At 61.8% G+C, this 21,427-nt stretch carries 19 protein-coding genes and 1 other RNA gene; 6 read left to right on the top strand and 14 right to left on the bottom strand.

All coding sequences use genetic code 11. The annotated features are described in order from the left end of the window. Positions 1–184: 184 nt before the first annotated feature. The 3 genes from RCF49_RS02210 to RCF49_RS02220 form a co-directional block, all read right to left on the bottom strand. Positions 185–694 (bottom strand): YchJ family protein, encoded by a 510-nt coding sequence (locus RCF49_RS02210; protein ID WP_342642418.1) that lies wholly within the window; start codon positions 692–694, stop codon positions 185–187. A gap of 16 nt (positions 695–710) precedes the next feature. Continuing rightward, complete coding sequence (gene ettA, locus RCF49_RS02215) at positions 711–2,369, bottom strand: energy-dependent translational throttle protein EttA (RefSeq protein WP_342642419.1); 1,659 nt, start codon at positions 2,367–2,369, stop codon at positions 711–713. Positions 2,370–2,559: 190 nt separating this feature from the next. Further along, positions 2,560–3,030, bottom strand: a complete 471-nt coding sequence (locus RCF49_RS02220) for a DUF2141 domain-containing protein (RefSeq protein WP_342642420.1) — start codon at positions 3,028–3,030, stop codon at positions 2,560–2,562. Between the two features lie 474 nt (positions 3,031–3,504). Here RCF49_RS02220 and RCF49_RS02225 point away from each other — a divergent pair, with 474 nt between their 5' ends. From RCF49_RS02225 to RCF49_RS02240, 4 genes are all read left to right on the top strand, one after another. Next, positions 3,505–5,205: a Na/Pi cotransporter family protein gene (locus RCF49_RS02225; RefSeq protein ID WP_342642421.1), complete on the top strand. Its 1,701-nt coding sequence runs from the start codon at positions 3,505–3,507 to the stop codon at positions 5,203–5,205. An 87-nt stretch (positions 5,206–5,292) separates the two neighbouring features. After that, entirely contained in the window at positions 5,293–6,423 is a 1,131-nt protein-coding gene (locus tag RCF49_RS02230) for a DUF2332 domain-containing protein (RefSeq protein WP_342642422.1), read from the top strand. A 124-nt stretch (positions 6,424–6,547) separates the two neighbouring features. Beyond that, positions 6,548–7,336 carry a YdcF family protein gene (locus RCF49_RS02235; RefSeq protein ID WP_342642423.1) on the top strand — a complete coding sequence of 263 codons (789 nt, stop codon included), beginning with the start codon at positions 6,548–6,550 and terminating at the stop codon, positions 7,334–7,336. An 11-nt stretch (positions 7,337–7,347) separates the two neighbouring features. Then, positions 7,348–8,652, top strand: coding sequence for an ArgE/DapE family deacylase (locus RCF49_RS02240; protein ID WP_342642424.1), 1,305 nt, complete (start codon positions 7,348–7,350; stop codon positions 8,650–8,652). A 168-nt stretch (positions 8,653–8,820) separates the two neighbouring features. Here RCF49_RS02240 and RCF49_RS02245 read toward each other — a convergent pair whose 3' ends face one another. Then, positions 8,821–10,014 (bottom strand): CaiB/BaiF CoA transferase family protein, encoded by a 1,194-nt coding sequence (locus tag RCF49_RS02245; protein ID WP_342642425.1) that lies wholly within the window; start codon positions 10,012–10,014, stop codon positions 8,821–8,823. Between the two features lie 115 nt (positions 10,015–10,129). Next, positions 10,130–10,558: a PaaI family thioesterase gene (locus RCF49_RS02250; protein WP_342642426.1), complete on the bottom strand. Its 429-nt coding sequence runs from the start codon at positions 10,556–10,558 to the stop codon at positions 10,130–10,132. 158 nt (positions 10,559–10,716) lie between these two features. Here RCF49_RS02250 and RCF49_RS02255 point away from each other — a divergent pair, with 158 nt between their 5' ends. Further along, entirely contained in the window at positions 10,717–11,205 is a 489-nt protein-coding gene (locus RCF49_RS02255) for a RidA family protein (protein ID WP_342642427.1), read from the top strand. A 65-nt stretch (positions 11,206–11,270) separates the two neighbouring features. Here the strand turns inward: RCF49_RS02255 and RCF49_RS02260 are convergent, their stop codons facing one another. From RCF49_RS02260 to RCF49_RS02295, 8 genes are all read right to left on the bottom strand, one after another. Then, positions 11,271–11,576: a hypothetical protein gene (locus tag RCF49_RS02260; protein ID WP_342642428.1), complete on the bottom strand. Its 306-nt coding sequence runs from the start codon at positions 11,574–11,576 to the stop codon at positions 11,271–11,273. A 124-nt stretch (positions 11,577–11,700) separates the two neighbouring features. Further along, the gene (locus RCF49_RS02265) at positions 11,701–12,474 is read right to left on the bottom strand and encodes a ferredoxin--NADP reductase (protein WP_342642429.1); all 774 of its coding nucleotides are present in this window, start codon (positions 12,472–12,474) and stop codon (positions 11,701–11,703) included. A 280-nt stretch (positions 12,475–12,754) separates the two neighbouring features. Continuing rightward, an RNA gene (gene rnpB, locus RCF49_RS02270) (RNase P RNA component class A) lies at positions 12,755–13,160 on the bottom strand. 44 nt (positions 13,161–13,204) lie between these two features. Further along, a complete protein-coding gene (locus tag RCF49_RS02275; protein ID WP_342642430.1) occupies positions 13,205–13,963 on the bottom strand; it encodes an N-acetylmuramoyl-L-alanine amidase in 759 nt (252 codons plus the stop codon). Further along, positions 13,960–14,307: a hypothetical protein gene (locus RCF49_RS02280; RefSeq protein ID WP_342642431.1), complete on the bottom strand. Its 348-nt coding sequence runs from the start codon at positions 14,305–14,307 to the stop codon at positions 13,960–13,962. The genes RCF49_RS02275 and RCF49_RS02280 overlap by 4 nt, the downstream gene beginning before the upstream one ends. Before the next feature lie 183 nt (positions 14,308–14,490). Beyond that, a complete protein-coding gene (gene clpA / locus RCF49_RS02285) occupies positions 14,491–16,902 on the bottom strand; it encodes an ATP-dependent Clp protease ATP-binding subunit ClpA (RefSeq protein WP_342642432.1) in 2,412 nt (803 codons plus the stop codon). Between the two features lie 8 nt (positions 16,903–16,910). Beyond that, positions 16,911–17,237, bottom strand: coding sequence for an ATP-dependent Clp protease adapter ClpS (clpS, locus tag RCF49_RS02290; protein ID WP_342644104.1), 327 nt, complete (start codon positions 17,235–17,237; stop codon positions 16,911–16,913). A 408-nt stretch (positions 17,238–17,645) separates the two neighbouring features. Next, positions 17,646–17,996, bottom strand: coding sequence for a phasin family protein (locus RCF49_RS02295; RefSeq protein ID WP_342642433.1), 351 nt, complete (start codon positions 17,994–17,996; stop codon positions 17,646–17,648). 310 nt (positions 17,997–18,306) lie between these two features. Here RCF49_RS02295 and RCF49_RS02300 point away from each other — a divergent pair, with 310 nt between their 5' ends. Beyond that, positions 18,307–19,740, top strand: coding sequence for a D-alanyl-D-alanine carboxypeptidase (locus RCF49_RS02300; RefSeq protein ID WP_342642434.1), 1,434 nt, complete (start codon positions 18,307–18,309; stop codon positions 19,738–19,740). A gap of 20 nt (positions 19,741–19,760) precedes the next feature. On the opposite strand, the gene RCF49_RS02305 is transcribed toward RCF49_RS02300, so the two are convergent. Continuing rightward, the gene (locus tag RCF49_RS02305) at positions 19,761–21,374 is read right to left on the bottom strand and encodes a gamma-glutamyltransferase family protein (RefSeq protein ID WP_342642435.1); all 1,614 of its coding nucleotides are present in this window, start codon (positions 21,372–21,374) and stop codon (positions 19,761–19,763) included. Positions 21,375–21,427 lie beyond the last annotated feature (53 nt).

Here is a 21,427-nt window from a genome sequence, read left to right on the forward strand (position 1 = left end):
TTCTCCCGCGAGACCAGTGGACAGCACATCCTTTCGTCCGATCCGAACGAAAAGGCTACCCGATTCTAATGATTTTATTCGACTGGTACATGATTGGCACAGCCCCGTCCCGGTAACGAACCGATCGGCGAGGCAGCGAAACCATAATCTGCCCACAGCCCTTGGCAGGCTGCCGCCCGAGATCTCAGGCGGCCATCCCGCAGCATTTCTTGTATTTCTTGCCGCTGCCACAACTGCAAGGATCGTTGCGGCCGACCTTGGGCGTCTGCCGCACCACGGTTTCCTGACGGCGGCCGACCCTGCCATCCACATAGAACCAGCGCCCGTCCCGTCGGGTGAATCGCGAGGTCTCGTGATGGGTGCGGTCGGTGCCATCGACCCGGAAATGGGCGATGAACTCGACGACGCCGTCCCGATCTTGCGGCCCGCCGGCTTCCGTGCCCAGCACCTCGAGCCCCGTCCATTCGCTGTTGCGCGCCCAGTCGCTCGCGGACTGTCGGTCATAGTCGCGGCGCGCGCTCGGGGCGAGCGTTTCCTCGAGATAATCGATCGCCTGGACCGCATAGGCGCAATAGCGCGAGCGCATCAGCGCCTCCGCCGTGGGCGCCGCCGCTTCACCGGCGATATAGGGCCCGCAGCAATGGCCGAAGGGCTTTCCCGAACTGCACGGGCACTGATCAGATTGGGTGATCATCAATTCCTTGATCCTCTCAGCCCCGCTCGAAACGCTTGTACTTCACCCGGTGCGGCTGCACGGCATCTTCGCCCAGGCGGCGTTTCTTGTCCTCTTCATAGGCCGCGAAATTGCCCTCGAACCATTCCACGTGGCTGTCGCCCTCGAAGGCGAGGATATGGGTTGCCGTACGGTCCAGGAACCAGCGATCATGGCTGATGATTACGGCGCATCCGGCAAAGTCGAGCAAAGCCTCTTCGAGCGCCCTCAGCGTGTCCACATCGAGATCATTGGTCGGCTCGTCCAGCAGGATTACATTGGCGCCGGACTTGAGCATCTTGGCGATGTGAACGCGATTTCGCTCACCGCCTGAGAGCACGCCCACCTTCTTCTGCTGATCACCGCCCCGGAAATTGAACCAGCTCACATAGGCGCGTGAGGGAACCTCCCGCTTGCCCAGCGAGATGACATCATTGCCATCGGAAATCTCTTCCCACACGGTCTTGTTGGCGTTGAGCGTGTCGCGCGACTGGTCGACATAGCCGAGCACCACCGTCTCGCCGATCCTGAGGCTGCCTTTGTCGGGCGTCTCCTGCCCGGTGATCATTCGGAACAGCGTGGTCTTGCCCGCGCCATTGGGGCCGACCACCCCGACAATGCCGCCCGGGGGCAGCTTGAAATCGAGCCCTTCGATGAGCAGCCGGTCGCCATAGGCCTTGGTGAGATCCTCTGCCTCGATCACCACATTGCCCAGGCGCGGACCGGGGGGAATGGTGATCTGTTGGCGTGCGACCTTCTCGGCCACGTCCTGGTTGAGCAATTCCTCGTAGGCGTTGAGACGCGCCTTGGATTTCGCCTGCCGCGCCCGCGGGCTCTGGCGCACCCATTCCAGCTCGTCCTTGAGGGTGCGCTGACGGGCCTCCTCTTCGCGCCCCTCCTGCTCGAGCCGCTTCTGCTTCTGCTCGAGCCAGGCCGAATAATTGCCCTCATACGGAATACCCCGTCCCCGGTCGAGCTCGAGGATCCATCCCGTCACATTGTCGAGGAAATAGCGGTCATGGGTCACGAGCACGACGGTGCCGTCGTAAGTCTTCAGGAAATGCTCGAGCCAGGCGACCGATTCCGCGTCCAGATGGTTGGTGGGCTCATCCAGGAGCAACAGGTCGGGCTTCGACAACAAGAGCTTGGTGAGCGCGACGCGGCGCTTCTCACCACCGGAGAGCTTGCTCACCTCCGCATCATCCGGGGGACAGCGCAGCGCATCCATGGCCTGCTCGACCTGGGAATCGAGATCCCACAGGTTCTGGCTGTCGATAATATCCTGCAGCTTGGATCCCTCCTCCGCCGTCTCGTCGGAGTAGTTCATCATCAGCTCGTTATAGCGATCGAGAATGGCCTGCTTCTCGGCCACGCCCTCCATGACGTTCTCGCGGACCGATTTGGTGGGATCAAGCTGCGGTTCCTGCGGGAGATAGCCGACCTTCACCCCCTCGGCCGCCCACGCCTCCCCGGAATATTCCTTATCGAGCCCGCCCATGATCTTGAGCAGGGTCGATTTACCCGAGCCATTGGGACCGAGCACGCCGATCTTGGCGCCGGGATAGAAGGAGAGATTGACATTATCGAGGACCTTCTTGCCGCCGGGATAGGCCTTCGACAGTTGGTGCATATGGTAGATGTACTGGTAGGCCGCCATGATGCCTTCGCGAAGCTGGAGGATTTGCGCCAGTCATAGCGAATGCCGGCCGATGCGGCAACGCCGCGGAACAAACCACGGCATCGATGATCTGCCGATCACCGAAAATGGCGTCCACGCGCGCTAAAGGCTGGCGCGGTGGCAAACCCCACGCTCTGATCCGCCAGCTCGACGACGGGACGTCGTAAAATCAGTAGACGCTGATTGCGATCGCCATACTGGGCTTGTTGATGGTGAACTTCGCATCGTCCCAGTTCGGCTTCCACCAGAGCTTGCTCGTATAGTTCGAGACGCCCTTCAGCTCGTCCGACAGCGGATTTCGGTCGATCTCGCCATCCCCGTTCACGTCATGGGCCACGAGCACCGCATATTCCCCGTAAGGAACGTTCTCAACGGTGATCGTGCAGCTCTGATCGGTGATCTGGCATTTGCCCTTGGCCAGGGCTGTATCGGGGTCGAAAGCCTCGAACGTGTCCTGGCTGTTATAGAGGGTCCAGAATAATGCGCCGTCATTCGACTCCAGGCCGCTGACAGTAATCTTCAGTGTTGCGGTATTCGGCGCCGGTTGAGTCGCCCCTTGGGCAGGCTGGGCCGCCGGCTGCGAACTTGTTTGCGCAGCGGCAGGCAAGCTCGCTATAGCCGCCAAAAACGCAGCCAGCATGCCACATGCGCGCATGCCACATGCGAGGCGAGAGGCAGTCAAACGCTCCTTACGCGAAAGCCTTGTCATTCTATCGTCCCTGATCATGATCAACGTGCTGGCGGCGATAACGCCTGTTGTGCTCGTCGGGGATTTGCTCCTGACGGACTCCGCCATAACGGAGATGAATAAATACTGACTCTGCCCCTAAAATGACAGAGGCACACCTGAACGAGCGCATATACGGTGCTCCGCCTCCTTTTTTAAGCGCTCCTTCTAGCACGGTCAGGCTTGCTGTTGGTTTAGGGGTGGCCCGTCCCTCGACGCCGATGCGTATGGGGCTGGACCTGAGGCGCCATGTGGAGTTGATACTGTGCGGCCCCGCGACGGGTGAATTTCGGTCCAATCACAATGCTCATTATCGCGCAGGTCACGGGCGAGTACTATTTGTGAAACATCGGCCCTGTGACCTCGCTAGGGCCGGCAGGAGGCGAATTGTCCAGTTTCATTGCGACGCTCATTCAGCTCACCGGCGAGATCACGCTGATGCTCTGGGGCATTCACATGGTCCATAGCGGCGTCTTGCGGGCCTTCGGCGGTGAGTTGCGCCTCGTGCTGGGTCGCGCGCTTCACAACCGCCTGGCCGCCTTTTTTGCGGGATTGGGGGTGACCACCGCTCTGCAAAGCAGCACCGCGACGGGCCTCATGGCGACCTCTTTCGCTGCTGATGGGATGGTCGCCCTGGTTCCGGCGCTGGCCATCATGCTGGGCGCCAATGTCGGCACCACGCTGATCGTTCAGCTCCTCTCCTTCGATATTAGCCTCATCTATCCCATGCTGATCTTTCTAGGCTACATGGCCTTCAACCACGGGCATTCCCGCGTGAAGGACCTGGGCCGGGTCGGCATTGGCTTAGGGCTCATCCTGCTGTCCCTGCATCTCCTCGTCGATTCGATCGCGCCGCTGGTTGAGACCGAAGGCCTGCGTACCATCCTCGCGGCTTTGGAAAATCAACCCCTCCTCTATGTGGTCATTGCCGCAGGGCTCACCTGGGCGGCCCATTCGAGCGTCGCGACCGTCCTGGTGATCATGTCACTGGCCGCTGCCGGGGCGATCTCGCCCGCCGCCGCCATCGCCATGGTTGTCGGCGCCAATATCGGCAGCGCGATCAATCCCATTGTCGAAGGCGCAGGCACCGATCCCGTGCGCCTGCGCCTGCCGGTCGGCAATCTCATCAATCGCCTGGTCGGCTGCGCCATCGTCATCCCTCTGATCCATCCGATCACCGACCTCGTCGCGATGCTCGACCCCGAACCCGACCGGATTACCGCCAATTTCCATACCTTGTTCAACCTGACCCTGGCGCTGCTCTTCCTTTTGCCGCTGCCGCTTTTCGCCAGGGCTTTGGAGTGGCTGTTCCCGTCCAGGCCGAAGCCCGTCGACCCCTGGGCACCCGTCCATCTCGATCGGGCCGCTTTGGGCACGCCCTCCGTTGCCCTGGCCAATGCGGCGCGCGAGGCAATGCGCATGGCGGATGTGGTCCATGACATGCTGCGCGGCGCTCAGGAGGCCCTACATTCCAATGAGCGCAACAAGGTCCAAGCCGTCTGCCGCATGGACAAGATCGTCGACAATCTCCACTATGCGATCCAGCAATATCTGACGGAAGTCAGCCGCGAGCTATTAGGCGATCCTGAGAACAGGAGACTGTCGGATATTCTCGCCTTCTCCATCAATCTTGAGCATACCGGCGACATCATCGATAAGAACATCATGGAACTTGCTGCCAAGCGCATCAAGCGAGGCCTTGTTCTCTCCCCCGAGGGCATGGCCGAGATCGATGACATGTTCGACCGCGTCCAGAATGACGTGCGGCTCGCAACCGCCGTATTCCTGACCGGCGACCTCGATGCGGCCCGGCAGCTCTTTGCCGAGAAGGAGCATTTCCGCGAGCTGGAGCGGGCCGCCAATGACAGCCACTTCCAGCGGGTGCGCGAGGGCCGAAAGGAAAGCATAGAGACGAGTGGCCTCCATCTTGATCTCGTGCGCGATATCAAGCGCATCGAATCTCATATCGCCTCCGCGGCCTATCCGGTTCTGGAGGAGCATGGCATGCTTTTGCAAAGCCGCCTGAACGGGGCTGGAGATCCTGCGATTTCAACTCCAACTGCAACCTCTGCGCAAAGCAAGTCGTAACCATTTCGTGCCAGCAAATATGTCCGGCCAGAAAGAAGAAGCCGGGCCGGCTGGATTGGCGAGCAGCGTGGGAGCGGCGACAGGATCATGTCTAATTGGCGCAGCGGTTGGATAATCGGCGATCGGACCAGCGCCGTAGCCAAGGCTTACGGCGCGAAGCTCTACGACGCCGTATTGCCGGGGCGGCGCGTGCGCCAAGCCTTTCGGGATCAGGCCCGCGCCTGCGCTCAGCTTGGCTCGCCCTTCACGGCCTTGCTTTTATCCCTTGCTGCCGAGCGGCTCGATACGAGGACCCATGTGGGCCAGTTGGTGCTCAACTGGCCGGGCGGCGCCGGCCGCGACGCCCTCGCCCTTCGCTTCGCAGGTGCGCTCCACGCCCTCGTCCTCTCAGATGCGGATCCGGAGCTGACATCCCTCTATCCGCCCAACCCGATGCCGGATCCTGAACGGCTATGGCAAGCGGTCGAGCGGGCATTGTACGAGCATGGCGGTGCGATCATGGACACATTGGCGAGCCCGCCGCAAACTAATGAAGTGGCCCGTTCCGGCATTCTGCTGGGCGGCTTTCTCGAAGTTGCCAAGCAATCAGCGCTGCCCCTTCGCTTGTCCGAAGTGGGGGCGAGCTGCGGCTTCAATCTCTGCTGGGACCAGCTGCGTTATCGCATCGGCGACCAGAAATGGGGTGCTCCCACCGCCCCCCTGGAACTGAGCCCCGAATGGCGGGGCGGACTGCCAGATCTCAACGTGCCGGTCGAAATTGCCGACCGGCAGGGTTGCGACCGCAACCCGCTGAGCCCACGCTGTCCCGTCGCCCGCAAACGCTTGCTCTCCTATGTCTGGCCCGACCAGACCGATCGCATGCGCCGCCTATCCGCCATCCTGGACTTGGCCGCGCGCACCCATCTCTCCATCGACCAGGCCGATGCCGCCGACTGGGTAGAGCAGCGCCTCGAGCAGCCGGTTCCGGGCACGGCCCATGTGATCTATCACACCATCGTCTGGCAATACCTCCCGCAAGCTGCCCGTGACCGCATCCGCGCAGCGCTTAACAAGGCCGGTGAGAAGGCCTGCACCAAGACGCCGCTCGCCTGGCTGCGCTTTGAAGCAGATGGCGAGGGTGAGGGAGGCCTTCTCGCCCTCACCTATTGGCCCGGCGGCACCACGGTCAAACTCGCGCGCGCCGATTACCACGGCCGCTGGGTGCGCTGGCTCCAGTGACACGAGACTGAAAGCCCTTTTGGCTATAGATCATCATCGCTGAACATGGTCTGTTCCGCCGGGGCGAACGACCTGTTTGCCGCCAAATCTTAAAGCCGCTCTCAACCCGACGGGCTGAACGTCCATGGATTTTTTCTCAGTTTCTAAGATCTTCTGGATCTTTGCTGATCCGGGCAATTTCCTTCTCCTGCTGATCATCATCGGCCTCCTGCTGCAACTCGCACCAAAGCTTCGCCCGGGCGGCCTGTGGCTCACAGCCATCGGTGCTCTTGGAATGGTGCTTGTCACTTTGCTGCCGATAGGCGCCTGGCTCATCGCGCCGCTCGAGAACCGTTTCCCCGTGCCGCGCCTGGGCGATAACGTCACTGGCATTGTCGTGCTGGGCGGCATCACTCGCAACGATGTCTCCGCCCATCGTGGGGTCCCGACCCTGCAGGCCGGTGCCGACCGGCTGACCACCACGGTCGCTCTGGCGCGCGAATATCCCAATGCTCGCATCGTGATCGCCGGCGGCAGCGGCGAGATCGATCAGGATGGGACGCCCGAAGGGCTCATCATGCGCGAGGTCATGGTCGAGCTCGGCATCGATCCGGCCCGCATCACGGTTGATGCCAAGTCCCGCAACACCTATGAGAATGCCGTTCTCGCCAAACAGGCCGCAGATCCCAAGCCAGGCGAGACCTGGGTTCTGGTCACCTCCGGCTTCCAGATGCCGCGCGCGGTTGGCTGTTTCCGGCAAGTGGGGTTTGATGTCATTCCCTACCCCGTCGATTTCTACACCCCTGCCGATCACCGGCGCCATCTCGGCGAGCTTCTGGATGTGGTCGGTACGGCGGTCAAGGAATGGATCGGCCTGACCGTTTATCACCTGACCGGGAGGACGGCGCAGCTCTACCCCGCCCCCTCCCGATAATGAGGTTACGGATGACCAACCACACTCTGCCCGGCCTGAGCAAGACGCAAGTTGAACGCATTCTGGCTGCGGTCGATGAGGGCTTCGGCCGTGAGACCGCGTTTCTGCAAGCACTTGTGCGGGAACCATCGACCAGAGGCAATGAGCGCTCGGCCCAGGATCTCGTCGAGCGGGAGATGCGCGCCCGCGGTCTCGAGATCGACCGCTTCCTGATCGATCCCGCGGCAGCGAAGGAACATCCCGGCTTCTCCCCGATCACGGCATCTTATGAGAACGCCTGGAACGTGGTCGGCTATCGGCGCAGCCGGCACGGCGGTGGCCGCTCGCTCGCGCTCAACGCCCATCTCGATGTGGTGCCGCCGGCCAATAGCCGGTTCTGGAGCCGTGATCCCTTCTCCGGCCATGTTGAGGGCGATTGGCTCTATGGCCGCGGCGCCGGCGATATGAAGGCGGGCATGGCGGCCAATCTCTTCGCCTTGGATGCGCTTGAGGCTGCCGGCATTCACCTCAAGGGTGATGTGCATATCCAGTCCGTCATCGAGGAAGAAATCACCGGCAATGGCGCCGCCATGGCCCTTGCGCGCGGACATAGGGCAGACGCGATCCTCATCCCGGAGCCCACGGACGAGCGCCTGGTGCGCGCCAATGTTGGCGTCCTGAAATTCGCGGTCACCCTGCGCGGCGTTCCCGCCCACCCCCGCGATATCGGTTCAGGGATAAGCGCGATCGATGCCGGCATGGCGATGATTGAGCATCTCAGGCGCCTGGAGGCGCGCTGGATCGTGGAGAAGCAGAAATACCCGCTCTTTGCCGATCTGGCCAACCCGATCGCGCTCAATATCGGCACCTTCCAGGGCGGTGAATGGCAGGCATCGGTCTCCTGCGAATGCCGGCTCGAAGGACGAATGGGCTTTTATCCCGGTGAGGATGCGCGCGCCCGCGCGAGGGAGTTCGAGCAATTTGTGGCTCAATGCGCGAGGGAAGATGCAAAGCTCGCCCGGGCCGAGCCGCAGGTTGAATGGATCGGCCATGTGCATGGTGGCTATGAGCAGCCGCCCGGAACCGAGGCGGAAGCGGTTCTGCAGCACGCAGCCGAACTCGCTTTGGGCAAGCCCATTCCCGGTTATGTCATGAGCGCCTACTTGGATGCCGCGATCTTCGCCCTGCACGCGGGCATGCCGGCCTTCACCTATGGACCGGTCGCCGAGAATGTCCACGGCATTGACGAGCGGGTGAGCCTTTCATCCCTGCGCCGGGTGACCAAGATCATGGCCTTGTTCATTGCCGGCTGGTGCGGGGTTGCCGAGGGGGCATAACCGGGCACCGTTTAGGAATGGCGGGGATTCGCACCCCGCCAGCCATGCCTCTTCGACGGCTTACTCCAGAGCATTTCCGAGCGAAGTGGATATCGGTTCGCGTGAAGAAAACGCGACCAAGCAAGAACTTGAGACGCGGTTTCGCGATTCAAGGAAAGTGAAAATGCTCTAAGCAACCGCTCCCTTCGCCCGCAGCCTGGCGAGCGCCTCATCGTCAAGCCCGAGCACATCCCGGAGGATGGCATCCGTATGTTCGCCGAGCCGCGGTGGCGCACTGGGCTTGCGCGTCGGCGTCCCCCGCAAATTCAGCGCGGGCGCGGGCAGCTTGAGCTTGCCGTGACGTTGATCCTCCACCTCTGCGAACATGCCCCGCTCGCGCGCTTCGGGCGCCTCGAACACCTCGAGCACCGTGCGGATCTGCCCGCCTGGCACGCCAGCGGCCTTGAGCGCCGCGAACCAGTCCGCTTTCGTCTTGGTCCGGAAGATGTCGCTGAGGATGGCCGCCAGCTCCGCGCGGTTCGAGGCGCGCCCATGGGCTGTTGCGAAACGCGGATCCTCGGCCAGATCAGGCTGATGGACCACCTTGCTGCACAGGGCTCGAAACTGCAGGTCGTTGCCCACTGCAACTGCAAAGCTGCCATCGCTTGCGGGAAAGACCTGGTAGGGCGCAACGGATGCATGCGCATTGCCATAGCGCTTCGGCGCCTTGCCCGTGGCAAGATAGCCCGAGGCCACATTGGCGAGCAGATTGACCGCGCTGTCGAGGAGCGCGATATCGATGAACTGTCCCTCCCCGGTCTTCTCGCGCACGATCAGGGCCGCAAGGATCGCCTGCACCGCATTCATGCCCGAGACGATGTCGCAGATCGCCACGCCGAGCTTCATGGGCTCGCCATCGACCTCGCCCGTGATGGACATAAGGCCGCTCTCTGCCTGAATGGCAAAGTCATAGCCCGCCTCCTCCGCCCGCGAGCCGGTGCGGCCATAGCCGGAGATCGAGCAGTAAATGAGCCGCGGATTGATCTTGCGCAGATCCTCATAGCCGAGCCCGAAGCGCTCGAGTGCGCCCTTGCGGAAATTCTCAACCACCACATCCGCCTTGGCGGCCATGTCCCGGACCAGCTGCTGTCCTTCCGGATCGCGGAAATTCACCGCGATCGAGCGCTTCGAACGGTTGCAGCAGAGAAAATAGGTGCTCTCGCCATTGATATCGGGCGGCATCCAGGTGCGGGTGTCGTCCCCGGCGCCGGGGTTCTCGACCTTCCAGACATCCGCGCCGAGATCGGCAAGGGTTTGCGTACACCACGGCCCTGCAAGCACACGCGATAGATCCAGAACCTTCAAACCTTCCAATGCCAACATCTTTCCTCGCTCCCCCTCCCTGGGGTTGAATACTGCGCGTGAGCCCTAGATGTCATAAGACAAGCATTTTCGCTGCGGAACCGATAACGGTTCGCGTGAAAAGAGCGAAAACCCTCTAGCTCTTCTCCTCGGGGAAAATGGTCCAGACACCGCTTGCTGAGACCACGACGCGTTCGCCGACCGTGCCGACCGCGCGCATGAAGACCAGCGAGCGGGCCCGGCGCATCACCTGTGGCCGGACGACCAGGAAATCATCCCGCTCGGCCTTGCCGATGAACTGTGTCTCGAACTGAATGGTCGCCTGCCGACGCTGCCCGTTATGCGCCCAGGACCCCATGGCCATCGCATGATCGAGCAGGGTCATCAGCATGCCGCCATGGACGACGCCATTGCGGTTGAGGTGTTTGTCCTTCACATGCAATGCGACGAGCAACTCATCGCCTTCCTGCTTGCGCCAGAGTGGGCCGGTGAGCTCGATATGGCCAGGCTCGCTGAACGGCTCCCAGCCTTCGCGCGATGGATCAAAGTCCTCTTGAGACATCATTCCCTCTCAACATCACGGACCCCGTTGCTTAAGCCTTCAACGCCAGAAGGTCGAGACGAAAGACGAGGGTCTCGGATGCTTTTGCCGCGCGTTAGGATGACAGCTTGAGCGATTCGCCAGCGCATCGCTCAAGGTGATGAGCAAGGCAGGTATACCCCATGCAGATCGAACAGAGACTGGCGGAGCTTGGCATCGCGCTACCGATGCAGACGGCCGACGAGAAGGACTATTACGGCCAGAAATACGGGAAGATGCGGCCCTATTACCGATCTGGCGAGATCCTCTTCCTCTCCGGACACACAGCGGGCATGCGGGATGGCAAGGTGCTCTATCCCGGCGTGCTCGGCAAGGATGTCTCGATCGAGCAAGGCTATGAGGCTGCGCGGCTCACGGGTCTTAACTGTCTCGCCGGCATCAAGGAAGCGATCGGCGATCTCGACCGGGTGACGGGGCTCATACGCTCACTCAACTTCGTCGCCTGCGCGCCCGGCTTTACCGAACCGCATCTTGTCGCGAGCGGGCTTACGGATCTGTTTGCCGACGTCTTCGGGGAAGAGATCGGGGTTGGGCCACGCGCCACGATCGGCGTCACATCGCTCGCCGACAATTACTGCTTCGAGACCTGGATGACGGTGGCGGTTCGCTGAGCCGCCAGGCCCGTCGCGCCATGTTCGGGTTGGAGGCACTGGCATGGCCAGTGCTTCGGCTAACATCAGTTCGATATCCAGGCTTCATCCTGGAGGAGCGACAGTGGGGGCTCGTCGTCATGCTCGCCTATCTCGCGCGGTTGTCGCGATGCAACCTCTTCAACGCTAGGCCGTCGCGAGCTGAATTTCTCGTCGGGTGTCCACGACCTTGGTTCCTCGGGATCAGGCCTCTCGACGGGACGATCGAATAGTCCTGACGTGTCTTCTGTGGCGGCCGTCAGAAGATCGTCCATCGTCAGCTTGGTCGCCTTCCCGGAATGGGTGTCATTGGCCTTGGACTTAGCGGTGTCGCCAGTCGGAAATTCAGACATTAGAACATCTCCACGACAAAATGAACGCCGCAAAGATCATCGGCTGGCAGGGCCTTACTTTGGCGAAAACCTGCAAACCACAGCCGTTTATACAATCAGAACCCGGCACGGATGCCTGGAGCGCCTAGCGTTCGACGAAGGCCTTTTCGATGACATAGCTGCCGGGCTTGGAAAGCGCCCCTTCCTCGAAGCCGAGCCGGTCCATCAGCGCGCACATATCCTGGAGCACCGCAGGGCTGCCGCAGATCATGACCCTGTCTTCGGCGGGATTGAGCAGCGGCAGTCCTGTCTCCTCGGCAAAGGTGCCGGATTCGAGCAACTGCGTAACACGCCCCTTGCGGACGAATTCTTCGCGAGTGACGGTTGGATAATAGATCAACCGATCACCGATGATCTCGCTGAGATACTCGTCACTGCGGACAGCTTCCACCGACAGGCGGCCGAATTCCAGCTCCTTCACGAAGCGGCAGCCATGGATCAGCACGACCATCTCGAAGCGTTCATAGACCTGCGGGTCCTTGATCACGCTGAGAAAGGGTGCGATGCCCGTGCCCGTCGACACGAGATAAAGCCGCTTGCCGGGGGTCAGCGCCGCCTGGACCAATGTGCCCGTTGGCTTGCCGCCCACCAGCACGTGATCGCCGACCTTGATCTGCTGCAGCCGCGAGGTGAGCGGCCCGTCCGGCACCTTGATCGAGAAGAATTCAAGGCATTCCTCGTGATTGGCGCTGACGAGACTATAGGCTCGCAGCAATGGACGACCGTTCACCGGCAGGCCGATCATGACGAACTGGCCATTCTCGAAGCGGAAGCTCATATCCCGCGTGGTCTTGAAGCTGAAAAGCCGGTCCGTCCAGTGGCGAACCTCTATCACGGTCTGTGGGGCCGGTGCAGCCATTCTGATGCGATCCCGTTGCCGACAGCAAAAACAAAGCCGTCCCGTTAGTTCACAAATGAGCCAAGGTCAACTCGCCGCGGCGCCGCTGGCACCCCAGCAACAGCCATATCTCGCTCTGCGAAATGCTTATCCGGTTGACCCCAAGCCCACGCTCATTCTTGCCGATCAGGCGCAGCACGGAGCGCGCATGACCTGGCCTCTGATTTTGTTGCGCCGCACCAAGAGTTCAAGCAGCGCCCTTCTGTATTGCAGGCTTTTCATTGTGAAATGGTTAGAGCAGTGCGCCAGTCGGCCTGTAAGCCGGGTTCTGTCCACGTGAGGCGCAAGCCACACGCTGGATGACCATTCATCTGGGATGTGCGTCGCCGCACACCTCGCGCGACCTACCCGGACGGCGGGTGAGAAACGCACCCTGGGGCAGCAGTGCTGCCCCGGCCGTCCCTATTCGGTCTTGCTCCCGGTGGGGTTTACCGTGCCGCCGCCGTTGCCGGCAGCGCGGTGCGCTCTTACCGCACCCTTTCACCCTTACCTCGGCCCTGGCGGGCAGAGGCGGTTTGCTTTCTGTGGCACTGTCCCTGGGGTCACCCCCGCCGGGCGTTACCCGGCACCGTGTTTCTCTGGAGCCCGGACTTTCCTCCCCTGCCCGGCTTTCACCATTGGGCAAGAGCGGCCATCCAGCCGACTGGCGATCACCGCCTATACCACAAGATGAGGAGCATCCCGCAAGTTTTCAAAGGGAGCCGCCGGCCGGCAGCGCGTCATTGAGCCGCCGCAACGTCTCAATCGTCGAGACATCCGCGACGCCATCGACCCGCTCGGGCCGGAAATGTCGCTGAAACGCTGCCACCACATCCATGGTGCGCTGGTCAAAGCAACCGGTCTGATCAAGCCCATAGCCATAAGCGGCGAGCGCTCGCTGCAGGGCGAGCACCCCATCGCCCTTGTCCCCAAGGCGCAAGGATGGGCCTGCCGTGATCGGCTCAGGCGCAACCCAATGACCGATTCCTGCTGCATGAAGCCGGGCCCAATCAAACTTCTCGCCCGGATCGATCTTGCGGCCAGGCGCAACGTCCGAATGGGCAAGCACCCCTGCGGGCGCGATCTGATGCCGCGAGAGAATGTCTTGGCAGAGCGCGATGACCGCCTTCATCTGCGCGTCGGGAAAGGGAGGATATCCCAGCTCGTGGCCGGGATTGTGGATCTCGATTCCGATCGAGAGGGAATTGATGTCGGTTTCGCCCCGCCAGGATGAAACCCCCGCATGCCAGGCGCGCTTGTCCTCCGGCACGAGCCGCGTGATCATTCCCGCCTCGTCCACGAGATAGTGAGACGAGACCTTTGCGTGCCCGTCGCACAGCCGTGCGCAGGCCGCCTCGGCACTATCCATGCCGGTATAATGGAGAAGGAGGATCTTGACCGATATGCCCGCAGCGCGCGCCTCGAAATTGGGCGAGGGCCGATTGCGGATGATCAGTGGCGGCCGGGTCACTGGGCGCCGGAACCCCGCTTGGCGAGAGCCGCGATGGACCAGATCGGCTCGTCAATCTCGAGCCCGCGCTCGAGCCGCTTCTCCACGTGCCAGTTCCGCAAGGCCACCCAGACCGTGATCCACAGGCTGGGCAATGACAACAGGATGAACACGGTCAAGGGCAGCCAGCTCGGCAACCCGAACAATCCTTGCAGCGACCAGCAAAGGGCTGCCGCCATGGTTTCAAGCGAGACGAGCGCCATGCAGGCTATGCCGAACGTGGAGGCGGCGCGCAGCGTCGGCGAGCTTGCAAGCTCCGCGTGATGTTCCTCCATCGGTGCAGACGGATTTGATCCGGTTGGCATCGTGCAAAATTCCTCGTCGCTGGCTCATTCCGCCAAGTCTGCAGTCCCATTATCCGCGAAGACCTGGGAATGCGCGCTTCGCCCGGATCTTTGGCGCAATCTGGCCAGGAAGTAAAGTAAATGGCGGCCCGCTCTGCCCTGCTCAGTTGAGCAGGGAGGCCAGGCCGCCATAGGTGTCATGCGTCAATCGGTCAGCACTGGCACCTTCGGCTTGCTGTCGCCGCTGCCATCGGGGCCGGATTTGGGCTTCCGCCGTGCCGAGCCGCCGCCCTTGCCTTTGCCCTCCCCGGGCTCGGGCGGTGCAGCCATCTCCTGTTCGCGGGAGAGATATTCAAAGGCGAGCGACGAGCTGCCATTCTCATCCCGCTTGAGGGTGACGCGGACCGTGCCGCCGCCGGAAAGCTTGCCGAACAAAACCTCGTCCGCCAGCGGCTGCTTGATGTATTTCTGAATGACCCGTGCGAGCGGACGTGCCCCGAAGAGCTCGTCATAGCCTTCCTTGGCCAGCCAGTCCGCCGCCTCGCTCGACAGCTCGATATTGACCTGCCGATCGGCAAGCTGCGCCTCAAGCTGCAGCACGAACTTCTCGACCACCTGCCGCACAACCTCTGCCGGCAGATTGCTGAACGGGATGATCGCATCAAGGCGGTTGCGGAATTCCGGCGAGAACAGCCGGTTGATCGCTTCCGAATCCTCGCCCTCGCGCTTCTCCCGGGTGAACCCGATCGGCGCCTTCGCGAGATCGGCCGCGCCCGCATTGGTGGTCATGATCAGGATCACATTCCGGAAGTCGACCGACTTGCCATTGTGATCCGTGAGCTTGCCATGATCCATCACCTGCAACAGGATGTTGAACAGGTCCGGATGGGCCTTCTCAATCTCGTCCAACAGCAGCACCGTATGCGGGTGCTGGTCGACCCCATCGGTCAGCAGGCCGCCCTGGTCGAACCCCACATAACCGGGAGGCGCGCCGATCAGCCGCGATACGGAATGGCGTTCCATATATTCCGACATGTCGAAGCGGAGCAGGTTCACGCCCAGCAGGCTTGCCAGCTGCTTGGCGACTTCCGTCTTGCCCACGCCGGTTGGGCCTGAGAACAGATAGCAGCCGATCGGCTTGTCCGGCTCGCGCAGGCCGGCACGCGACAGCTTGATCGCGGATGCCAGCGCATCGATCGCCTGATCCTGTCCAAACACGACCCGCTTGAGGTCTTCCGCCAAGTCCTTCAGCAGAATGGCATCATCGCGCGACACCGACTTGGGTGGGATGCGGGCCATCTTCGCGATGGTCTCCTCGACCTCCTTCACGCCGATGGTGCGCTTGCGCTTGGATTCCGGCAGCAGCATCTGCGAGGCACCGGTCTCATCGATCACATCGATCGCCTTATCCGGCAGCTTGCGGTCATTGATGTAGCGGGCCGAGAGCTCAACCGCCGTGCGCACCGCTTCCGCGGTATAGCGGACGCCGTGGAACTCCTCGAAATAGGGCTTGAGCCCCTTGAGGATCTTGACCGCGTCCTCGACCGTCGGCTCGCTCACATCGATCTTCTGGAACCGCCGCACCAGCGCGCGATCCTTCTCGAAATGCTGCCGGTACTCCTTATAGGTGGTCGAGCCCATGCAGCGCAGCGAGCCCCCGGCGAGCGCCGGCTTGAGCAGGTTGGACGCATCCATCGCGCCGCCCGAGGTTGCACCGGCGCCGATCACCGTATGGATCTCGTCGATGAACATGATGGCGCCGGGATAGCGCTCGATCTCCTTGATGACCGCCTTGATACGCTCCTCGAAATCACCGCGATATCGCGTGCCCGCGAGCAGCGTGCCCATGTCCAGCTGGAAGATCGTGCAGTTTTTCAGGACCTCCGGCACCTGGCCATTGACGATCTTGCGGGCGAGCCCCTCGGCGATCGCCGTTTTGCCAACCCCGGGATCGCCCACGAACAGCGGATTGTTCTTCTGGCGCCGGCAGAGAACCTGGATCGTGCGGCGGACCTCTTCCTCGCGACCGATCAGCGGATCGATGCGCCCCTCCTCAGCCTTTCGGTTGAGATTGACGCAGTAGGCTTCAAGCGCGTCGTTGCCGCCCTTCACGTTGGCCTCGCCTTCATCGGCCGGCTCCTGCTCACCACGAACTGTCCTGGGTTCGGACGTCCCCGGCCGCTTGCCGATACCATGCGAAATATAGTTGACTGCATCGTAGCGCGTCATGTCCTGCTCTTGCAGGAAAAACGCCGCATGGCTCTCCCGTTCCGCAAAGATAGCGACGAGGACATTCGCGCCTGTCACCTCTTCGCGACCGGAGGACTGCACATGGATGACCGCGCGCTGGATGACCCTTTGGAAACCCGCCGTGGGTTTGGATTCCACCCCGTGCTCGACCACGAGATTGGCGAGCTCCGTATCGATATAGCTTTCGAGATTGCGGCGCAGCAGGTCGAGATCCACATTGCAGGCGCGCATGACTGCGGCTGAATCTTTGTCGTCGACCAGAGCGAGCAGCAAGTGTTCGAGCGTGGCATATTCGTGATGCCGCTCATTTGCGAGAGCCAGGGCCCTATGGAGGGCCTGCTCGAGGCTGCGTGAGAAACTGGGCACTGGGCCGATCACTCCTTTTCCATCGTGCATTGCAGCGGGTGTTGGTGCTGGCGCGCGAACTCCATGACCTGCGTCACCTTCGTCTCCGCCACCTCATAGGTGTATACCCCGCACAGACCGACGCCCTTTTGGTGGACATGCAGCATAATGCGCGTGGCATCCTCCCGCCCTTTGCCGAAAAACCTCTCCAGGACATGGACGACGAACTCCATCGGCGTGTAGTCGTCGTTCAGAAGAAGAACCTTGTACATGCTCGGTTTCTTCGTCCGCGTCCTGGTTCGCGTGACGACACCGCTCTGGCCGTCTTCCCGGTTGCCAAAATTGCCCGTCGACATGAATTCAATCGCCACCAGACTGCAGCATGGATCCTCGTTCAAACACCGCCAAGGCGCGGTTCCACTCATCCCGCGGAGCCCTCGCCCTTGCCCCGAACTATATATGAGGTCGTGGGGTGATTGCGAGATGGCAATATCCCACATCACCGCTTGATGAAGAATTTTCGAAAGCAGCCAATCTGCATTCATCGGCTCTGACTGGCTTCTTTCACAGGACCGCCGTCTTCGCCAACGCCGAGAGGGGCTGTGGGTTTCCACAAAAATGTTTTGGATCAGGTCACATCGACGATCCGCGTGAGCCAAATGTGGATGACACAGCGGAACGGGGATCTGGGCTTGGCATCGCACAAATAAAAAACCCGGCATGTCAGCCATGCCGGGTTTGAATAGCGCCGCGAATTTGGTCGCCTATTTTGCCGTCCGGCCCGAACCGTTGCCGCGGGGGAGAAAAGCCTCGAACGGACGATAGGCCTCGCGGGCGGTCGCGGCATAAAGCTCACCGATTTTCTGGAACTCGCCCAGATAGCCCTCATAGAACTCGCGCGCATAAGCCTGTTGCACTTCGAGCGCCCTCTCGACCGAATTGGCCGAGATCACCTTCTCGAATGTCTCCGTGCTGCGCTGAAAGACGCGCTTCGAATAGTCGGCATATGCCTCGGCGATGGTCTGAAAACCCTTCGTCACGGCCGTCGCGCTTGCGACCGTGGCCTCCATCTGCTCTTTGCCGAAGGTCGGAAAAGCGTCAACTGTGCTCGCCATAACCTGTGCTCCATCCCTTTGTCCCATCGAGACAACCAGGTGCGGTGGTCTTGAGCCTCGACTGGACGGGAATATATGCATTGCACAAAATTAGTCAACAGATCTTTTTGCAGCGCACAATATGAACAGGCGCCGGACAATTTTAACTAAATCGTAAATACCCCGTCTGATGATTCCCACGCCCTCAGAGGCTAACACGCAAAGCGCGTAAAAATGAGCGAATGCCTTTAGTGAATGAATAAGAATAGTTGACGTCTCGCGACTAACTATTCACTTTGGCAGCACGCCGACAAGAGTGTGTGGGAGAGTCATGGTCCTTTCAGCGTTCGCAGGAGCTCGCCTGAGACGGCAGCAGCCGCTGTCCAGGCTGTCAACTCTCATTCCAGTTCTGGTGGTCGCCCTTCTCCAGGTCATGATCACGCCAGCATCCGCAACTGAGAAATACGCAGGCATCGTGGTCGACGCGGCAACCGGCAAGATCCTCTATGGCCGCAACATCGATGACCAGCGCTATCCTGCTTCCCTCACCAAGGTGATGACGCTCTATATCCTGTTTCAGGAATTGCGCGCCGGCCGCATGACCCTCAACACGCCGATCGTGATGAGCAAGCATGCAGCCTCCATGCAGCCCTCGAAGCTCGGCCTCAAGCCCGGACGCTCGATCCGGGTGGAAGACGCGATCCGGGTGGTCGTGACCAAATCGGCCAATGATGTCGCCGTTGCCATTGGCGAGGCCATCTCGGGCTCGGAGTCAGCCTTTGCCGAGCGCATGACCAGAACCGCCCGCGCGCTCGGTATGAGCCGGACGCAATATAGGAATGCCTCGGGTCTTCCCAACCCAGGCCAGGTCACGACGGCGCGCGATCTTGCAACCCTTGGTCTGCGGATCCAGCGCGACTTCCCGGATTACTACCGCTATTTCGGCATTTCCAGCGCGACGGTCGCGGGCAAGACCTTCCGCACCCATAACCGACTGATCGGCAAGTATCAGGGCACCGACGGCATAAAAACGGGCTACATCAACGCTTCCGGCTACAATCTCCTGGCCTCCGTTCGCCGCAGTGGCAAGCATCTGGTTGGCGTGGTGATGGGTGGCCGCACCGCCGCATCCCGTAACAAGGAGATGATGGCTATTCTCAACAGCGGCTTCGCGAAGGTGCCCGCGCGGCGGAGCTATCAGATCGCGGCCTATGCCGGCGGATCGCCCGCAACCCAGGTGGCCAGCGTGAGTGATACATCCGACCACGAGGTCACCGGTGGTTCGTCCCTGGCAGCTGTTGCTCAGCCGAGTAAGACGGCGCTGGCGGCAGCAGAACCCAAACCCACAGCGAACCCCGCTTCTGGCGGTGCGCCACACATGACCATGGCCGCTCTCGTCGAGGCAACCGCCATGACCGGCAGCACCGCAGGAATGGAGCGTGCAGCACCTGCGGGGCAAACTCAGCAAAGCACCTCTTCCTCCGGCTCGGATGAGGCAAAACCTCGCAGTGACGGCAGCTGGCTGATCCAGGTCGGCGCCTTTCCGACCGAGGCCAGTGCCGAAAAGCGCCTTGCCGCTGTGAGGGCATCCGGAATCAAGCCGCTTTCAGGCAAGCCGGGCTTCACGGAAATGGCCGAACTCGGCTCGCAGCGCGCAATCTATCGCGCCCGCTTCTCCGGTTTCACCCAGAAGGGTGCGCAAGAGGCTTGCCGCGCGCTCTCCCGCAAATCGATCGACTGCCTGGCCTTATCACCTCAGGGCTGATCCTGGTCGGGGTTTGCGCCTTAATAGCCCACCGCGCAGCCATCCTTGCGCGGATCGGAGCCGCCGGTGAGCATGCCTGTTTCTTCATCGATCCAGATGGCTTGCGCGCCGCCGATCGGATCCGTCCTGTCATCCACCTCATGGCCGAGCCTGCTGAGATGAGCACGCAGCACATCATCGATCCCGCTCTCCACCCAGACCTTGCCCTCTGAGGGAAAGAGCCGCGGCTGGTCGATCGCGGTCTGCAGATCGAGCCCATAGTCGAACATATGCGACAGAAGCAGCGTGTGGCCGACCGGCTGGAAATGCCCGCCCATCACGCCGAAGGGCATCACCGCGCGGCCATTGCGCGTGAGCATGCCTGGAATGATCGTGTGCATCGGCCGCTTCCCCGGCGCGAGCGCATTCGGGTGGGCGTCATCGAGCGAGAACGAAAGTCCGCGATTGTGGAAGACCACCCCGGTCTCCGGATCGCCGATCCCGCTGCCAAAGGCCTCGAATAGCGAATTGATGAACGAGACCGCATTGCGCTCCTCATCGACCACCGCGAGATAGGTCGTATCCCGATGCTCGCGCCATTCGAGCAGGCTTTCCTCCGGCAGGCGCGCATCCCGCTGGATATCAGCCGCGGCCCGTTTCAGCGCGGCCGCGTCAAGACAGGCCTGCCAGTCGAAATTGCTGAAACTTGGATCACACAAATGCCGGTCGCGCATCGCGAAGGCGAGGCGGGCGGCCTCCATGAGCGAATGCGCGCGCCATGGCCCCAATGGCCCCTCCGGGTCGCGCGGCAGATCGCTGACCAGCCCGAGCAGCAGGAGCGTGATGATCCCCTGCCCGTTTGGCGGACATTGATGAACCCTGTAGCCGCGGAATTCCGAAGACATCGGCGTTACATACTCGCCGCGGTGGTTCGTAAAATCGCTGAGCCTGTGCACCCCGCCTTGCACATTGAGGGCGGCCACCATCGCCTGCGCCACCGGGCCGCGATAGAACCCGTCGGCCCCCTGCCCTGCGATCCGGCGGAACGTGCGCGCAAGCTCGGGATAGCAGATCCTTGTGCCTGGCCGCAGGGGCTCCCCCGCCTCATCGAGAAAGCGCGCGGCCAGAAAGGGCGAGGCGGCAATCTTCGTCCTCTCGCGCCGCCAGTCATCGACGGTGCGGTCGCCGATCGGGACACCCTGCTCCGCATAATGGATGGCGGGCTCGAGCACCGCCGCAAGCGGCAAGCGGCCGTGATCGGCGGACAGCCGCGCCCAGGCCTCAACTGCACCTGGTACCGTGACGGCCTCCACGCTCTCCTCCTCGATCCCGTTTGGCATGCGCCGCGCAACTGTCGCCCGATCGATAGCAGCCGGTGCTCGTCCCGAGCCGTTATAGCCGATCACCTTGTTGGTGCCCTTCGGCGCGATCAGAACGAAACAGTCGCCGCCAATTCCCGTCTGGTGCGGCTCGGTCAGGCACAGCACCGCGCAGGCCGCGATCGCCGCGTCGATCGCATTGCCGCCCTGCCGGAGAATGTGCAGGGCCGTTTCCGTGGCCAGCGGGTTCGATGTCGCAGCCATCGCTCGCGGCGCCCGTGCCGGGGAACGGCCGGGCCGCATGAAATCGCGCGTGAGCGGGGAATAAATGTTCATCAGAGCGCCCGAGCTTAAAGGCCACAACCGAGTCACATTGTTATCTCTGGATG

The organism is Rhodoligotrophos sp. CJ14, from assembly GCF_038811545.1.
GTDB classification, from domain to species: Bacteria; Pseudomonadota; Alphaproteobacteria; order Rhizobiales; family Im1; genus Rhodoligotrophos; species Rhodoligotrophos ferricapiens.

Excerpts from the sequence above, each read along its gene's own strand:
- RCF49_RS02210 (WP_342642418.1), bottom strand. The coding sequence starts at position 694 with ATGATCACCCAATCTGATCAGTGCCCGTGCAGTTCGGGAAAGCCCTTC.
- ettA (WP_342642419.1), bottom strand. The coding sequence starts at position 2,369 with ATGGCGGCCTACCAGTACATCTACCATATGCACCAACTGTCGAAGGCC.
- RCF49_RS02220 (WP_342642420.1), bottom strand. The coding sequence starts at position 3,030 with ATGCTGGCTGCGTTTTTGGCGGCTATAGCGAGCTTGCCTGCCGCTGCG.
- RCF49_RS02230 (WP_342642422.1), top strand. The coding sequence starts at position 5,293 with ATGTCTAATTGGCGCAGCGGTTGGATAATCGGCGATCGGACCAGCGCC.
- RCF49_RS02235 (WP_342642423.1), top strand. The coding sequence starts at position 6,548 with ATGGATTTTTTCTCAGTTTCTAAGATCTTCTGGATCTTTGCTGATCCG.
- RCF49_RS02240 (WP_342642424.1), top strand. The coding sequence starts at position 7,348 with ATGACCAACCACACTCTGCCCGGCCTGAGCAAGACGCAAGTTGAACGC.
- RCF49_RS02245 (WP_342642425.1), bottom strand. The coding sequence starts at position 10,014 with ATGTTGGCATTGGAAGGTTTGAAGGTTCTGGATCTATCGCGTGTGCTT.
- RCF49_RS02250 (WP_342642426.1), bottom strand. The coding sequence starts at position 10,558 with ATGATGTCTCAAGAGGACTTTGATCCATCGCGCGAAGGCTGGGAGCCG.
- RCF49_RS02255 (WP_342642427.1), top strand. The coding sequence starts at position 10,717 with ATGCAGATCGAACAGAGACTGGCGGAGCTTGGCATCGCGCTACCGATG.
- RCF49_RS02260 (WP_342642428.1), bottom strand. The coding sequence starts at position 11,576 with ATGTCTGAATTTCCGACTGGCGACACCGCTAAGTCCAAGGCCAATGAC.
- RCF49_RS02265 (WP_342642429.1), bottom strand. The coding sequence starts at position 12,474 with ATGGCTGCACCGGCCCCACAGACCGTGATAGAGGTTCGCCACTGGACG.
- RCF49_RS02280 (WP_342642431.1), bottom strand. The coding sequence starts at position 14,307 with ATGCCAACCGGATCAAATCCGTCTGCACCGATGGAGGAACATCACGCG.
- clpS (WP_342644104.1), bottom strand. The coding sequence starts at position 17,237 with ATGTCGACGGGCAATTTTGGCAACCGGGAAGACGGCCAGAGCGGTGTC.
- RCF49_RS02295 (WP_342642433.1), bottom strand. The coding sequence starts at position 17,996 with ATGGCGAGCACAGTTGACGCTTTTCCGACCTTCGGCAAAGAGCAGATG.
- RCF49_RS02300 (WP_342642434.1), top strand. The coding sequence starts at position 18,307 with ATGGTCCTTTCAGCGTTCGCAGGAGCTCGCCTGAGACGGCAGCAGCCG.
- RCF49_RS02305 (WP_342642435.1), bottom strand. The coding sequence starts at position 21,374 with ATGAACATTTATTCCCCGCTCACGCGCGATTTCATGCGGCCCGGCCGT.